Genomic DNA, 16174 nt, shown 5'->3' with positions numbered 1-16174 from the left:
TTCATTATAAGATTGTTATAAAAATGAATGTTTTTGTGATATTTTTTTATCTATATTTCAATTATAGTTATGTTAGATAGAAAAGTAAAGGAGGAAAAGAATATGCAAGGTATCTTATTTTCCTATGAAAGCATTGCGACACAACAACATATAAAGGAAGGAATACGATTTTTGTTTCACATCTTAAAACATCGTAACATTCCATTTTTGGTAATGACAAGGGTACAAGAAGCCGCCATCTTGGCAGAAGAACTAGAAGGTCATCAGGATATCTGTTATCCTGTCTATGTAAAGGATGATGGAATCTATGAACGTGCAGCTGAGGCATTACATTTAGAATTAAAGGATTGTATCTTAGTGGAAGAGGATCCTAATGAAGAACTGGATGTTTTGAGTGCCAATCAAAAAAATGGATATGATCTAATGTTTGATTTAATGATGGAATTGATGTCATAGGGGAGCTGTTGACTCCCTTTTTCCATATAAAAAAAAGCCATCCTCTCGATGGCTTAAGAATAATAATGAATCAATGCTTGCGTACCTTTGTTTTCTTCTCCCTCTTTTGCCAAAGTTTCATACATCTGACATACAGAATCTAACATAGTTAAATGTTGTGAACCCATTTCATCTTGAATGATATGCATATCTTTAATGAAATGCTTGATGTAAAAACCTGGTTCAAAGTCTTCGCTTAATACTCTTTTCGCTGTATGTTGAATTTGCCAGCTACCTCCAGCCCCTGTCCCTATGGCATCTAGCATCAGGCTTTCATCTAAACCATGTTCTCTTGCGTAGACAAGTGCTTCACTCATTGCAGCTACAGCACCGGCTACCGCTATTTGATTGCATGCTTTGGTATGTTGACCACAACCTGCTTCCCCCATATAAGTCGTAGTACCCATACAAGATAGAAGCGGAAGACATTGTTCGTAAATTTCACGGTCTCCTCCTACCATAATAGATAATGTTGCTTGTTTTGCGCCACTATCACCACCGGAAACAGGAGCATCTAATAAAGGAACGCCCCTCTCTTTTGCCTTTTGATAAAGCTGTTTGGCTAGCTTTGGTGAAGATGTGGTCATATCGATACAGATACAACCATGTGGAACATGTTCTAAAATGCCTTGCGTTGAGGTATAAATTTCCTCTACATCCTTAGGATAACCGACCATGGTAAAAACCATATCGCTATCTTGAACACAAGTTTTGATCGTATCACATACTTGTATGCCTTCCATCAAAAGATTCATTGCCTTTTCTTTACTACGATTATATACGCTGATTTCATGTCCTGCTTGATGTAAATGCATCAACATGGCACTACCCATTACACCTGTTCCTATCCAACCGATTTTCATAATAACCAACCTCCATTTTGCCTATGCTTGTGGCAAGTTCTTCCTTATTATACTAAAAGCTGTAACAAAATACAAAAAATAGAGGTAGATAACAAACTTTGAAAGATTCGATAGAGAAAAAAGTGACGATAATTGACTTTGCTATGTTCACACATAGAATAGATTTGCATATGCACACAAAAGCCTCCAAAGCCTAATAAAGCGCAACTGGCCATGAAAGATAGAAGCTTTGGTAAAGCGGCTTGTTGGATCAAAAAGATACCATTAGAAAACTCTGAACATATGGAAAGGGGATAACGTAAGACTTCAGGTAGAAAGGAAAACAAGATACCAGTCACACTCATAAACAGCATCAAATATCCACCGATCATAAACAAAGAAGTACCACTTTCCAACATGGAAGAACTAAGGTCCTTCATGATAGGTTGCTTATGAAGTTGTGAATCATGATAACAATGAATGAAAGAAGAACGTGTCATCCAAAGTGCAATCAAGCCATATGCTAATTGAGAGAAATATAAAAGAAAGCCAATATGAATAGAATGATATAATTTCACTCCACAACTTAAAATTACGAATCCAGGTGTAGGGAAACAACAAATGTTAAAAAGACGCTTTGCGCCATCTTGATCAATTTGACCTTTGTTTAATGCTTCTTCAATAAATAAAGAACCATTGGGAAAGCCTAACAACATGGTACTGATGATCAAAGCCATAGCTGTTTGATCTACACCAAAGGGTTTACATAGAAAAGAAGGAACCAAATGATCTAGCATATGTTGCTTATATAAAACACGAATCAACACCATGGTCACAAACATGCTTGGTACTAAATTTTCAAACCATAAAGTCAATGCTTGTTTACTTAATTGTACAGTGTTCATGCCAAAAAAAAGACAGAGGGCTAAAATAGCCAAAAGAAGAAAGGAAAGTAGTTTTTTCATGTTATCACCACTTCTACCATATGAGAAAAAAGAAACAAACATGAGGGTCTTTTCTAAATTTGTAAAATGTGTTAAACTAAGTACTCAAGAATAAAAGAGGGTGAAGTTCATGATTTCATTTTTAGCAAAAAAATTAATTAAGAATTATAAAGAAACCAATCGTGAGGAAGTGCGTCATGCTTATGGTAATTTAACCAGTACGGTAGGTGTCATAAATAATATCGTATTGTTTGCGTTTAAATTTATCGCTGGGACCTTGGCACGTAGTGTTTCTATTACTGCAGATGCAGTAAACAACCTTTCTGATGCCGGTAGTTCCATCATATCTTTGGTAAGCTTTAAGATTTCCAGTAAGCCAGCCGATGAAAAACATCCTTTTGGTCATGCTCGTTATGAGTGTATTGCCTCTATGGTGGTTGCGACCTTGATATTGATCCTTGGTATGGAATTGATCAAAACCAGTGTGGATAAGATCCTTCATCCGGAAATGATCGAATTCAGTTGGCTTTCCGTAGTGGTTCTAGTATTTTCTATTAGTGTGAAGCTATGGATGTATACCTATAATAAACATTATGGTAAATTATTGAAATCCAGTATCATGGAAGCAACGGCTGCGGATAGTATTTCCGATGTCATGGCTACAGGGGCAGTATTGTTATCTACGATAATATCACCATTGATCCATTTTAATCTAGATGGTTATATGGGCGTTATCGTCGCATGTTTCATCATCTTTGCAGGTTTAGGTATCATCAAATCAGCTTTAGATGAATTGCTTGGAAAGGCTCCTGATGAAGAGCTTGTCAAAATGATTCAAAAAAAGGTAGAAGAATACCCGGGAGCATTGGGAATGCATGATTTGGTTATTCATGATTATGGAAGTCATCGTACCTTTGCCAGTCTTCATGTAGAGGTAGATCATCGTGTAGATGTGTTAAAGAGTCATGATATGATTGATAATATGGAAAAGGATTTTAAAGATCAATTAGGTATCGAAACCGTCATTCATATGGATCCTATTGTGATTGACGATCCTTTGACCAATGAATTAAGAGAGTATATGAAAGATCTTGTAAAGAATATTGATGAACATCTATCCATGCATGACTTTAGGATGGTACAAGGAACCACGCATAGCAATCTGATCTTTGATGTGGTCGTACCATTTCAAGTAAAGCTTAGCAATACCCAGATATTAGAGGAAATCAAACAGAGAGTGACAGCAACTTATCCGAATTATTTTGTTGTTGTGACCTTTGATCGAGCATATACGACCCAATAACCAATAGAAAAGATGATGAAACCTGCTTCATAGCTTGTATTCATCATCTTTTTCATGTTATTCTAATTCAAAATCGTCATAAGGAAACATTGGTCGCATGATCCTCTTAAATACCAGATTTTCACTTCTTTGATAGGTTGGACCTTGGGTCAAGGACATGATACATAATTTACCATACTTTTTAAAATCATCAGAAACATAGCCTTGCTTGGCAATGATCACATCATAATCTTCGAAGGATAGACCACTATAGGCATATTGCTCGATATCCAAATACTGAATGGCATCATATTCCACAATGACACTGATCGGTGCATGATCAAATTTTACCGTGATTGCAGTACCGATATCCTTATGATCTTCATACAACTTATCGGCAATTCCTTTTCCTGTAATCGTACCTTCTACCTGTACGCTTTTACAAAATTCATCCAGATTTGCGCCTAGTGTAAAGCTGACATGATCTCCGATGTTTTTATGATATAAGTACTGATATGCTTGCTTATCTACGATACCACTGAATAAGAATTGTTTCCCATTGGTATCTTTTAAATTCAACACTTGATGAAGAATAAACGTATTAAATCCATCTGCACCAGAGCCTACATTATCGCCTGAATCGGTAATAAATACCGGAGATCCCTTAAATGCAACTGCTTGTTCAATGGCATCATCAGGTTCTGCGACGTTCCCATGGAATTGAAATTCATGACGTTTAGAAAATGCGAATTTACATAATTTATCAGCCATCTCTTGTGCATAGGCTTGATCTGCTTCACTGTTTGGTACAACAACTGCACTACAACCAAGCTTATCACCATCATGACGAAGATAACCGATATGGAAAGATGCACTCATGATGCGATCACTTTCTTCTATTTCATCACATAAGCGATTGATGGAACGTATTGGTTCTTCATGCGATTCGCTTTTTTCACCACCGACAATGATAGGAACTTTCACATAAGCAGGCTTGATGTTTCTACGATGATATAAAAGATCCACAAATTTTTCCGCTACAAAGCGATATGTTTCTTTGACATCTGTATGTGGAGATTCTCGATAACAACGAAGAATATTAACATTGTTGACCAATTCGCTAGAAAGATTTCCATGAGGATCCATGACCAACGCAATCGGTAAATATGGACCGGTAAGCTTACGAATTTCACGTAAGAATGCATGTTCTGCAGAGCCCCCCTCTAAGCCGATGACCTTGCTAGCACCATGTAGAAATAAGAAAATACCATCGATTTCATGTAGATGTTCTTCTACATCATGTAATAATCTTGCCAAGATGAAATCATAGGCATCCTTGGTGACCGGGCCATGTGGATGACCGATTGCGGCAATACTTGGAATCAATTCGATACCGGCGTTTTCAAAGATATCTCTTGTATACATGGAATTGATACAATCTTCTCCAAAACCAAATATAAACTTGTCAAATGTCATCAAAGAACGGGAATGTTCATTTGATTCTGAACTAAATCGTGCTACTAATACTTTCATAGGTTACCTCCTGATATTTGTTATTTATATTATAGGGATAACAAGTGTCAAGATAGGGCAAATTGTTGTCCTAGGAATTAGGAAAAAGACGCACATTAGGCGTCTTTACGTAAAATATAACTTAAATGTCTACCACATGCATGATCTCTTCGATAACTAAATAATGCTTCATTTGGGGTAAAGGTATCTGATTTGTTGATGGTAATACTACTCATTGGAACACCGAGATCTAATAGCATTTGTTTGTTTAATCCTCGATGATTCACCAAAGCTTTTTCATTGCCAAGATAAGTAAGATAGCTACTTGTATCAAAACTCATTTGTTCGATCTGTTGATAGACATCCTTACCTACTTCAAAGCTTCGATAACCGATGGCAGGTCCGATATAGGCCTTTACATTTGCTGGATCCACATGTTCTTTTTCGATGAGGTGCAATAATGTCTTACGGGTGATTTCCTTTACCGTACCTTGCCATCCGCTATGAATGGCCGCAATGATGTTTTCGATGGGGTCATATAACAAAACAGGTACACAATCCGCATGAAAGACTCCGATCAGTAGATTACTTTCTCTTGTATATAAGGCATCACAATCCGCAATGGCAGAAGCTTGTGTCATTGCGCCTTTTCCAATGTCTTCTTTGGTAACACAATGAATGTGATCGCTATGGGTTTGTTGTGCAAAGACACACTGATCTAATGCTATGCCAAGACTTGCACATAATTGTTTTCGATTGCCGATGATGGCATTGACATCACCGCCTGTATGAAGTGCCATATTGTTGTCTTCCTTTTGTGTTTGATCTTTCAGGGTCGTTCCTGCAAGAATATGGATATCTGTTTTCCATTCTATCGTATTCATATAAAAACCTTCTTTCTTCTATCTATTAGTATATGTATTTTTTTATCTCATGGATAACCATAGTATATAAAATATAGAAGCATTCTGCAATGATAAAGCCTTTCCTTTTATATAAGAAGATTTTTATTAGATTTTTTTTGGGATAAGAGCCTATGATAAGCACTTTTTCATTATTTTTCAGTATTTTAGCACTAAAAGGTTGACAGTGCTAAAATATTGTCATATACTATTAGCAGACATAGAGATGGAGTGCTAGAAGGGAGTGAAACAGCGATGACGGAAAGACAAGTGGCGATTTTCAAAGCAATCGTAGATGAGTTCACCAAAACGGCGGAACCGGTTGGATCAAAACGTCTGATGGATTTGTTGGATTTCACTTGTTCCAGTGCCACCATTCGAAATGAAATGGCTGCTCTTGAAGAAATGGGACTTCTTGAAAAAACACATACTTCAAGTGGAAGGATCCCAAGTAGTAAAGGATATCGTTTCTATGTTGAACATCTAATGGAGAAACAACTGGATGAAGGAATCAAGCATTCCTTACAGGCAGTGTTTACACAACGTCATTATTCCCTTGAAGAGATCGTTAGGAAAAGCTGTGATATCTTATCACAAATGACATCCTTAACATCTGTCGTATTAGGTCCCGATAGTAAGTATCAGACATTACAACATATTCAATTGGTTCCCTTAAATGAAAGAAGCGCAGTTGCGATATTCATTACAGATCATGGACATACCGAGAATAAGACGTTCCATTTTGGGCAAGATGTGGGTGTCAATGATATCAAGACCTGTTGTGACTTGTTGAATGATAAGCTAAGCGGTACACCGATCGGTGAGGTCGTTGCAAAGATGAAAGAAATACAACCACTATTAGCAAGTCATGTCGCAAGGCATGAGGTATTGTTTGAAGCATTTGTCAATGCGTTCATGAAATTTGCAAGTGACAATGTTTATTGCAGTGGACAAAGTAATATGCTTTATCAGCCAGAATTCGCAGATATCGAAAAGCTGAAAGAATTGATGAAGATGCTAGAGGATAGCAGCTTATTTCGTCAAATTGCCAATCATGATGGCAATGTCGCAATTCAAATCGGTGGAGATAATGACTTGATTCAGATTGATGATGTTGCTGTTGTCAGCAGTAAATTCAAGTTGAATGAGGAAGAACAGGGTGAGCTGATGATCGTCGGCCCGACCAGGATGCAATACAATCGTGTGGTCGCCTTGATGGAATATATGAGTAAAGTAATTGAAGACTTATACAAAGAAGAAAATCAATAGGAGGTCAACATGCAGGAAGAAAACGTAAACGAAAAAGATGTAGTCAATGAAGAAACCCAGCAAGAAACAGAAACAAATGAAGCGATGGAAGAAGAAGTAACACAGGAACAAACTGCTGAGGACAAAAAAGAAGAAAAGAAAAGTGCAAAGTTCGGAAAGAAAAAAAGAATCGAAGAGCTTGAAGAAGAAAATGCAAAGCTAAAAGAAGAGCTTGCAGCTAGTAAAAATGCTTTCTATAAGGCTTATGCGGATGCAGAAAACTTAAAGAAACGTCTACAAAGTGAAGCCGATAATGTAAGAAAATACCGTATTCAAGGTTTCGCCACAGAGGTGTTACCTGTCATCGATAATCTAGAACGTGCATTGGATGTGAAGGTAGATGATCCTAACATAAAGAACTATGCGAAAGGATTTGAAATGATCTACCAGCAGCTGGTGCATATTCTGGAAGTGGAAGGTGTCAAGGAAATCGAGGCAATGGATCAGCCATTTGATCCTAACTTCCATCAGGCTTTGATGCAGGAAAGCAAAGAAGGCGTAGAACCTGGTATGGTAATTGAAGTATTACAAAAAGGATATATGTTAAAAGATCGTGTATTACGTGCAACGCTTGTGAAAGTAAGCGAATAAAGGAGGAAACAATTATGAGTAAAATTATTGGTATCGACTTAGGAACAACAAACAGCTGTGTGTCTGTTATGGACGGTGGAGAATGTAAGGTTATTACAAATCCGGAAGGAAATCGTACAACACCATCAGTTGTAGCATACAAAAATGGAGAACGTATCGTTGGTGATGCAGCAAAACGTCAGGTAGTCACAAACAAAAATACAGTAAGCTCTATCAAACGTTTGATGGGTACAAATGAAAAAGTAGAATTAGAAGGAAAACAATATACACCTCAGGAAATCAGTGCCATGATCCTTCAGTATTTGAAAGGATATGCAGAAGATTACTTAGGTGAAAAAGTAGAAAAAGCAGTCATCACAGTACCTGCATACTTCAATGACTCTCAGCGTCAGGCAACAAAAGATGCTGGTAAGATCGCCGGCTTAGAAGTAGAACGTATCATCAATGAACCAACAGCTGCGGCTTTGGCTTATGGTATTGATAAAACAGAAAAAGAACAAAAGGTTCTTGTATATGACTTAGGTGGTGGAACATTCGACGTTTCTATCCTTGAGCTTGCAGATGGTACTTTTGAAGTATTGTCTACCAACGGAGATACAAAATTAGGTGGAGATGACTTCGATAACGTAGTTGTTGATTGGATGGTTGACACCTTTAAGAAAGAAAACGGTGTAGATTTAAGAAAAGATGCTATGGCAATGCAGCGTTTAAAAGAAGCAGGAGAAAAGGCAAAGAAAGATTTAAGTGGTATGGTACAAACACAGATTTCACTTCCTTTCATTTCTGCTGGTGCTGATGGGCCATTACACTTTGAAGCAACATTAACTCGTGCTAAATTCGATGAAATGACAAAACATTTGGTAGATCGTACGATGGAACCTGTTCGTAACGCACTTCGGGATGCTGGTCTAACAAAGAATGATATTCACCAAGTATTGTTGGTAGGTGGATCTACTCGTATCCCTGCCGTACAGGAAGCGGTAAAGAGCGTATTAGGTAAAGAACCAAACCGTTCTGTAAACCCTGATGAAGTTGTAGCTATGGGTGCTGCTATCCAGGGTGGTGTTATTCAAGGTGATGTCAAGGATGTATTATTGCTAGACGTTACACCACTTAGCTTAGGTATCGAAACAATGGGTGGCGTTATGACCGTATTGATTCCACGTAATACGACCATTCCTACAAGTAAATCTCAAGTATTCTCAACAGCTGCTGATAACCAGCCTGCTGTAGATATCCGTGTGCTACAAGGTGAAAGACCAATGGCAAATGACAACAAGGAATTGGGTATGTTCAAGTTAGATGGCATTGCTCCTGCACGCCGTGGTGTACCTCAGATCGAAGTTACCTTTGATATTGACGTAAACGGTATCGTTCACGTATCCGCAAAAGATAAGGGTACTGGAAAAGAACAATCTATTACCATTCAGAATACAAGTGGTTTAAGCGATGATGAAATCGATCGTATGGTTCGTGAAGCTGAGGAACACAAAGCGGAAGATGAAAAACGTAAAGAAGAAATCGATTTACGTAACCGTGCAGAAGGCTTTATCGCTCAGATTGACTCTATGTTAGCTGATAATGGTGATAAGATCGATGCAAATCAGAAAGAAGAAACTCAGAAATTACGTGATGATCTACAAAAATCATTAGATGAAAATGATATGGAAGCTGTAAAGACAAAACTGGAAGCTTTGGAAAAAGCAGCTCAGGCAGCTAGTGCACAAATGTATCAGCAACAAGCAGGTAACCCTGGTGCAGATGCAGGAAATGCAAACGATGATAACGTTGTAGATGCAGAATTCGAAGAAAAGAAATAAAACGACGAACAACAACAAATCCTAGTGCTTGCGCTAGGTTTTGTATGTTGTGGTATGACACTAAAGATAAAGTATGATAAAATAGAACCCGGTATGGATAAACTGCAATGCGACATGTCCGTATGTTTGGGGGATACGTGATTGTAGTTTAGATATCGTCTGGAAAGTAGGAAGGTGATCCGATATGAGTGATAAGAGAGATTATTATGAAGTCTTAGGCTTGCAAAAGGGTGCAAGTGACGATGAAATAAAAAAAGCTTATCGTAAGATGGCAAAAAAATATCACCCGGATGTCAACAAGGAACCGGGTGCTGAGGAAAAATTCAAAGAAGTAAATGAAGCTTATGAAGTGTTGAGTGATCCACAGAAAAAAGCAACCTATGATCAATTTGGTTTTGCCGGTATGGATGGTGCCGGTGGCTTTGGCGGCGGTCAAGGCTTTGAAGGATTCGGAGATTTCTCTGATATCTTCGGTTCATTCTTTGGCGGAGGTTTCGGCGGCAATGGCGGTCGTAGACAATCAAATGGTCCAAGAAAAGGCGATGATCGCTTTATGCAGATGCGCATTGATTTTATGGATGCGGTATTTGGCAAAGAAGAAGAAATCAGTGTGGATGTAGATGAGCAATGTGATGAATGTAATGGAACTGGTGCTAGAAGCAAGTCTGATATCAAAGGCTGTAGTCGATGCGGTGGGACAGGACATATCACTACGCAACAGCGTACACCATTCGGTGTTTTCCAAAGTCAAAGCGTATGTCCGGATTGTAATGGGACAGGTAAGGTCATTGCAAACAAATGCCATAAATGTCATGGAAAAGGCTACGAACATAAACGTGTAAAACTGAATATAAAAATTCCTGCAGGAATTCAATCCGGTCAACAAGTACGTGTTGCCAATAAAGGAGAACGTGGAGTCAATGGTGGACCTAATGGAGATTTGTATATTGAAATCTTAGTAGGACGCCATAAACAATTTACCCGTGATGGAAACGATATTCGTATCACGATACCAATCAGTGCCTTAGATGCAACCTTAGGTTGTAAAGTAGATGTACCTACGGTATATGGAGATGTGGAATTAAGCATTCCGGCAGGTACACAATATGGACAACAATTCCGACTGAAAGGAAAAGGTGTCAAATCTATGCGTGGGGCTCAAGGGGATCAATATGTAGAAGTCAAGATTGAGATTCCTACAAAATTGAATCGTGATGAAAAAGAGCTTTATGAAAAAATACGCAGTAAAAAGGATCATGAAAGCCCATTTGAAAAATTCAAAAATGCATTCAAGTAAAGTACCTCAATGTCAGGTACTTTTTTCTTTTTTTTAATGTAGGAAATGAAATGAAAATATTTTCAGAAAATAAAATGATTTAAAATTGAAATACGGGTTGACAATTTACACAAATTGATTTATTCTATTATCAGTAACAAAAGCAAAGATCGGGACTAGATTTTGGACATTGCACCGTAGAGAATTGCCGGTTGGTGAAAGGCATGTGAATCAAAAAATCTACTCACCCGTAAGCTATGACCTGAACGTGAATGCATTAGTAAACGTCATCGGATACTCGTCCGTTATCAAGCGAGAACATATTCATGGGATATGTAAGTGGATGATAATTTCATCAATCAGAGTGGTACCACGGAAGTATAAGCTTTCGTCTCTAATGTTATTTTAGAGGCGAAAGCTTTTTTGTTAAAAAAGGAAAGAGAGGATATTGTTATGAAAGGATTTGAAAAATACAAACGACAGTATTATATGCCCCCTGAAACTTGTATGGAATGGGCAAAAAAGGAATACATTGAAAAAGCACCTAAGTGGTGTTCCGTAGACTTAAGAGATGGTAATCAGTCTTTGATCATTCCAATGAGTCTAGAAGAAAAAATAGAGTTCTTCAAACTATTGGTTGAAGTTGGGTTCAAAGAAATCGAAGTAGGCTTTCCCGCAGCTTCAGAAACGGAATATGAATTCTTACGTACGTTGATCGAAGAAGATATGATACCGGATGATGTCACTGTTCAGGTATTGACCCAAGCAAGAGAACATATCATCAGAAAAACGTTTGAAGCTGTGAAGGGCGCAAAGAATGCTGTGATCCATCTATATAATTCCACTTCTTATGCGCAAAGAGAACAGGTGTTTAAAAAGTCAAAAGAGGATATCCTGCAAATTGCTGTAGAAGGCGCAAAGCTATTAAAACAGCTAAGTGAAGAAGATGGTGGAAATTATCGCTTTGAATATTCACCAGAAAGCTTTACCGGAACTGAAATCGACTATGCATTAGAAGTATGCAATGCTGTGTTGGATGTTTGGAAACCAACCGCAGATCAAAAGGTCATCATCAATTTACCGGTCACTGTAGAATTGTCAATGCCACATGTATACGCCAGTCAAATTGAATATATGTGTAAGCATATGAACTATCGTGAAAATGTCATCGTATCTTTGCATCCACATAATGATCGTGGGTGTGGTGTTGCGGATACCGAAATGGGCATTCTAGCTGGGGCAGATCGCATTGAAGGAACCTTATTTGGAAACGGGGAACGTACCGGTAATGTCGATATCATTACCTTAGCTATGAACATGTATTCTATGGGTATCGATCCTGAACTAGACTTTAGTAATATGCCACATATCGTGGAGGTATATGAAACGGTAACTCGTATGAAAGTCGGGATGCGTCAACCATATGCAGGGCAACTTGTCTTTGCGGCATTTAGCGGTTCACATCAAGATGCGATTGCGAAAGGTATGCATCATCGAGAAGAAAAAGATCCACAACATTGGACTGTTCCATATTTGCCAATCGATCCAAGAGATGTAGGGCGTGTATATGAAACAGATGTGATTCGTATCAATTCTCAATCCGGTAAGGGTGGGGTAGCATTCATGCTAGAAGAATACTATGGATATGAATTACCAAATGAAATGCGAGAAGAGATCGGATATTTCATGAAAGATATCAGTGATAAGCAACATAAAGAATTATTACCAAATGAGGTAAAGGATCTATTTGAAAAAGAATATCGTAACATCAATGTTCCTTATGAGATGAAAGACTTTCATTTCAAAAGAGAACAAGAAAACTTTATCTGTGAGTTAAGCATACTTGCGGATGGTGTAGAAAAAACCATTACAGGAATGGGAAACGGACGTTTGGATGCAGTGAGTAATGCATTACGTGATAACTTGAATGTGACCTTTGATATTATGGATTATAAAGAGCATTCTTTAAGCAAAGGATCTACATCTAAGGCAGTATCTTATGTAAAAATAAATGATTGTAGAAATATCGATCAATGGGGTGTAGGAATTCATGATGATATCATCACATCCAGTGTAAAGGCATTGTTTGCGGCACTAAACAGAGCAGTAGCACAAAGAAGAGCTAGTGAGGAGGCATAACGTTATGGGAATGACAATGACACAAAAGATTCTGGCAGCACATGCAGGATTAGACAAAGTAGAAGCAGGACAACTGATTGAAGCAAATTTGGACATGATTTTAGGAAATGATATCACATCTCCGGTCGCAATCAAAGAATTTGAAAAATATGGATTTGATCAAGTATTTGATCCGGGTAAGGTAACGATGGTCATGGATCACTTTGCGCCAAATAAAGATATTAAAGCAGCTCAACAATGTAAAGCATGTAGAACATTCGCATATGCAAAAAATATCGAACATTTCTATGATGTAGGTGAAATGGGAATCGAGCATGCATTGTTACCTGAAAAAGGGATCGTTGGACCTGGAGAATGTATCATAGGGGCGGATTCTCATACATGTACGTATGGCGCATTGGGAGCATTCTCAACAGGTGTTGGTAGCACAGATATGGCAGCCGGTATGGCAACAGGGAAATGTTGGTTTAAGGTACCAGAAGCGATTAAGTTTGATCTAAGAGGAAAACTTGGACGAAATGTTAGCGGTAAAGATGTCATTCTGCACATCATCGGTATGATCGGTGTGGATGGTGCCTTATATCGTTCTATGGAATTTACCGGTATCGGTTTAAAAAGTTTATCTATGGACGATCGTTTATGTATGGCAAATATGGCAATCGAAGCAGGTGCTAAAAATGGTATATTTGAAGTAGACGAAATCACAGAGGCCTATGTAAAAGAACGTGTTCATCGTCCTTACCAAACTTATCAAGCAGATGATGATGCGGAATATGTCAATGTATATCATTTAGATTTGAGTCAGATCAAACCTACGGTCGCATTCCCTCATCTTCCAGAAAACACGAAGACTATTGATGAAATCGATGAAGTACGCATTGATCAAGTCGTCATTGGATCCTGTACAAACGGACGTCTTTCAGATATGGAAACCGCAGCACGTATTTTAAAAGGTAAACATGTGGCGAAGGGAGTACGTGCCATCATTATCCCGGCAACGCAAAGCATCTACAAAGAATGTATCAAAAACGGATGGATGGAAATCTTTATTGACGCAGGCTGTGTCGTATCTACCCCAACTTGTGGACCATGTTTAGGTGGTTATATGGGTATTCTTGCGGAAGGAGAACGTTGTGTTGCGACAACCAACCGTAACTTTGTAGGAAGAATGGGTCATGTAGAATCAGAAGTATATCTGGCTAGTCCAGCAGTAGCTGCAGCAAGTGCCATTGAAGGTAAGATCGCTGCACCAAAGGATTAAGGAGGAAAACCTATGAAGGCAAAAGGAAATGCTCATAAATATCAAGATAATGTCGATACAGACGTTATCATTCCGGCAAGATATCTAAATACCAGTGATCCAAAAGAATTGGCAAGTCATTGTATGTGTGATATCGATGCTGAGTTTGTTCATAAAATCAAAGCGGATGATATCATCGTTGCAGGTTGGAATTTTGGTTGTGGATCATCAAGAGAACATGCCCCAATTGCAATCAAAGCAAGTGGTATCAGTTGTGTCATAGCGAAAAGCTTTGCCCGTATCTTTTATCGTAATTCGATCAATATCGGGCTACCAATCCTAGAATGTGCTGAGGCAAGTGATGCCATCGTCGATGGTGACGAGGTAGAAATCAATTTTGATACCGGTGAAATTAAAAACATTACCAAAAACGAAGTATATCAAGCAGCACCTTTTCCACCTTTCATCCAAAACATTATGAAAAATAACGGATTGATGAATGCCATTCGAAAGGGGAAAGAGTAAATGAAAAAGAATATCGCAGTGATACCTGGAGATGGTATCGGACCGGAAATTGTTGCGGAAGCAGTCAAAGTATTACAATGTATTGAAAAGAAATTCGGGCATGAGTTTACCTATACCGAAGTTTGTGCAGGTGGCTGTGCCATCGATCGTTATGGAAAATCCTTACCGGAAGAAAGCTTACAAGCATGTCTAGATAGTGATTCTGTCTTATTAGGTGCAGTAGGTGGCCCTAAGTGGGATCAGGTTGATCCTTCCATTCGCCCGGAAAAAGCATTGTTGGGCATTCGAAAAGAAATGGGATTATACGCAAATCTAAGACCAGCAAAGATTTTCCCTCAGCTTGCGGATGCTTCCCCACTTCGAAAGGATATCGTAGCCAATGGTATTGATTTTATGGTCGTACGAGAATTGATTGGTGGAGTATACTTCGGAGAAAAGAAAACTTATGAAGTGGATGGAGAGCTATATGCAACAGATAACATGTGCTATTATGAACATGAAATCAGACGTATCGCTCATACGGCCTTTCAAACAGCTAGAAAACGTGGCAATAAGGTGATTTCCGTAGATAAAGCAAATGTATTGGATACCAGTCGCTTGTGGCGTAAAGTCATGCATGAGGTCGCAAAAGAATATCCTGATGTAAGCTTAGAAGATATGCTTGTAGATAATACCGCAATGCAGATTGTAAAGAATCCCGCACAGTTTGATGTTGTCGTAACGGAAAACATGTTCGGAGATATTCTAAGTGATGAAGCAAGTATGATTACCGGAAGCATCGGTTTGATACCAAGTGCATCTTTGGGAGAAAGCAAACGTGGTATGTATGAGCCAATTCATGGCTCTGCGCCTGATATCGCCGGACAAAATATCGCCAATCCGATCGGTACCATTCTTGCAGCAGGTATGATGCTGAAATATGCATTCGATATGGACAAAGAAAATGAAATGATCGAACAAGCTGTTGCACAAGCATTAACTGATGGATATCGTACTGGTGATATTATGGAACCGGGTAAAACAAAATTGTTATGTGATCAAATGGGAGATAAGATTGTAGAATATATAGAAAAAGCATAAACAAAAGTAGCATTCTTTGAAAAATTCAAGAAATGCTACTTTTTTTATATATTAAGGTAACCGCTATCATCACAAGGATATCTCATTGTTTGCCACTAAGTCTATAAAAGAATAGAAAAATATAATAATTATATTGAATTTAGACTATTTATGTAGTAGAATAATAGACGTTACATAGAAACAATAAATAGTATTCAAAAGCTTACATGTTTAAAAAA

The 16174-nt window shown here is 38.2% G+C and carries 14 protein-coding genes and 1 other annotated feature; of the genes, 10 read left to right on the top strand and 4 right to left on the bottom strand.

Annotated elements, in window-relative coordinates; all coding sequences use genetic code 11:
* The first annotated feature begins 102 nt into the window (after positions 1-102).
* Entirely contained in the window at positions 103-456 is a 354-nt protein-coding gene (locus tag UGRO018_RS14060) for a hypothetical protein (RefSeq protein WP_416327128.1), read from the top strand.
* A 53-nt stretch (positions 457-509) separates the two neighbouring features.
* On the opposite strand, the gene UGRO018_RS14055 is transcribed toward UGRO018_RS14060, so the two are convergent.
* Positions 510-1358: an NAD(P)-dependent oxidoreductase gene (locus tag UGRO018_RS14055; protein WP_416327127.1), complete on the bottom strand. Its 849-nt coding sequence runs from the start codon at positions 1356-1358 to the stop codon at positions 510-512.
* 47 nt (positions 1359-1405) lie between these two features.
* On the bottom strand, positions 1406-2302 hold the full coding sequence (locus UGRO018_RS14050) for a hypothetical protein (protein ID WP_416327126.1): 897 nt from the start codon (positions 2300-2302) through the stop codon (positions 1406-1408).
* A gap of 109 nt (positions 2303-2411) precedes the next feature.
* Between UGRO018_RS14050 and UGRO018_RS14045 the strand changes: the two genes are divergently transcribed.
* On the top strand, positions 2412-3584 hold the full coding sequence (locus UGRO018_RS14045) for a cation diffusion facilitator family transporter (RefSeq protein WP_416327125.1): 1173 nt from the start codon (positions 2412-2414) through the stop codon (positions 3582-3584).
* 57 nt (positions 3585-3641) lie between these two features.
* On the opposite strand, the gene UGRO018_RS14040 is transcribed toward UGRO018_RS14045, so the two are convergent.
* Positions 3642-5096 carry a M81 family metallopeptidase gene (locus UGRO018_RS14040; RefSeq protein ID WP_416327124.1) on the bottom strand — a complete coding sequence of 485 codons (1455 nt, stop codon included), beginning with the start codon at positions 5094-5096 and terminating at the stop codon, positions 3642-3644.
* Positions 5097-5191: 95 nt separating this feature from the next.
* Positions 5192-5959, bottom strand: a complete 768-nt coding sequence (gene pgeF, locus UGRO018_RS14035; protein ID WP_416327123.1) for a peptidoglycan editing factor PgeF — start codon at positions 5957-5959, stop codon at positions 5192-5194.
* Positions 5960-6232: 273 nt separating this feature from the next.
* On the opposite strand from pgeF, the gene hrcA reads away from it, so the two are divergent.
* The 8 genes from hrcA (at position 6233) to leuB (ending at position 15956) form a co-directional block, all read left to right on the top strand.
* Positions 6233-7246 carry a heat-inducible transcriptional repressor HrcA gene (gene hrcA / locus UGRO018_RS14030; RefSeq protein ID WP_416327122.1) on the top strand — a complete coding sequence of 338 codons (1014 nt, stop codon included), beginning with the start codon at positions 6233-6235 and terminating at the stop codon, positions 7244-7246.
* Positions 7247-7255: 9 nt separating this feature from the next.
* Positions 7256-7876, top strand: a complete 621-nt coding sequence (grpE, locus tag UGRO018_RS14025; RefSeq protein WP_416327121.1) for a nucleotide exchange factor GrpE — start codon at positions 7256-7258, stop codon at positions 7874-7876.
* Positions 7877-7890: 14 nt separating this feature from the next.
* Complete coding sequence (gene dnaK, locus UGRO018_RS14020) at positions 7891-9696, top strand: molecular chaperone DnaK (protein WP_416327120.1); 1806 nt, start codon at positions 7891-7893, stop codon at positions 9694-9696.
* Between the two features lie 184 nt (positions 9697-9880).
* Complete coding sequence (gene dnaJ / locus UGRO018_RS14015) at positions 9881-10993, top strand: molecular chaperone DnaJ (RefSeq protein ID WP_416327119.1); 1113 nt, start codon at positions 9881-9883, stop codon at positions 10991-10993.
* 136 nt (positions 10994-11129) lie between these two features.
* Positions 11130-11371 (top strand) — a binding site (T-box leader).
* Between the two features lie 54 nt (positions 11372-11425).
* Positions 11426-13111, top strand: a complete 1686-nt coding sequence (gene leuA, locus UGRO018_RS14010; protein ID WP_416327118.1) for a 2-isopropylmalate synthase — start codon at positions 11426-11428, stop codon at positions 13109-13111.
* A 4-nt stretch (positions 13112-13115) separates the two neighbouring features.
* The gene (leuC, locus tag UGRO018_RS14005) at positions 13116-14372 is read left to right on the top strand and encodes a 3-isopropylmalate dehydratase large subunit (RefSeq protein ID WP_416327117.1); all 1257 of its coding nucleotides are present in this window, start codon (positions 13116-13118) and stop codon (positions 14370-14372) included.
* 12 nt (positions 14373-14384) lie between these two features.
* Positions 14385-14876, top strand: coding sequence for a 3-isopropylmalate dehydratase small subunit (gene leuD / locus UGRO018_RS14000; protein ID WP_416327116.1), 492 nt, complete (start codon positions 14385-14387; stop codon positions 14874-14876).
* Positions 14877-15956: a 3-isopropylmalate dehydrogenase gene (leuB, locus tag UGRO018_RS13995; protein WP_416327115.1), complete on the top strand. Its 1080-nt coding sequence runs from the start codon at positions 14877-14879 to the stop codon at positions 15954-15956.
* Positions 15957-16174: the final 218 nt, after the last annotated feature.

This window comes from Hoskinsella mucinilytica, assembly GCF_045223415.1.
In the GTDB taxonomy this organism is placed as follows: Bacteria; Bacillota_I; Bacilli_A; order Erysipelotrichales; family Erysipelotrichaceae; genus Hoskinsella; species Hoskinsella mucinilytica.
This window is presented reverse-complemented; position numbering and strand designations above follow the sequence as displayed.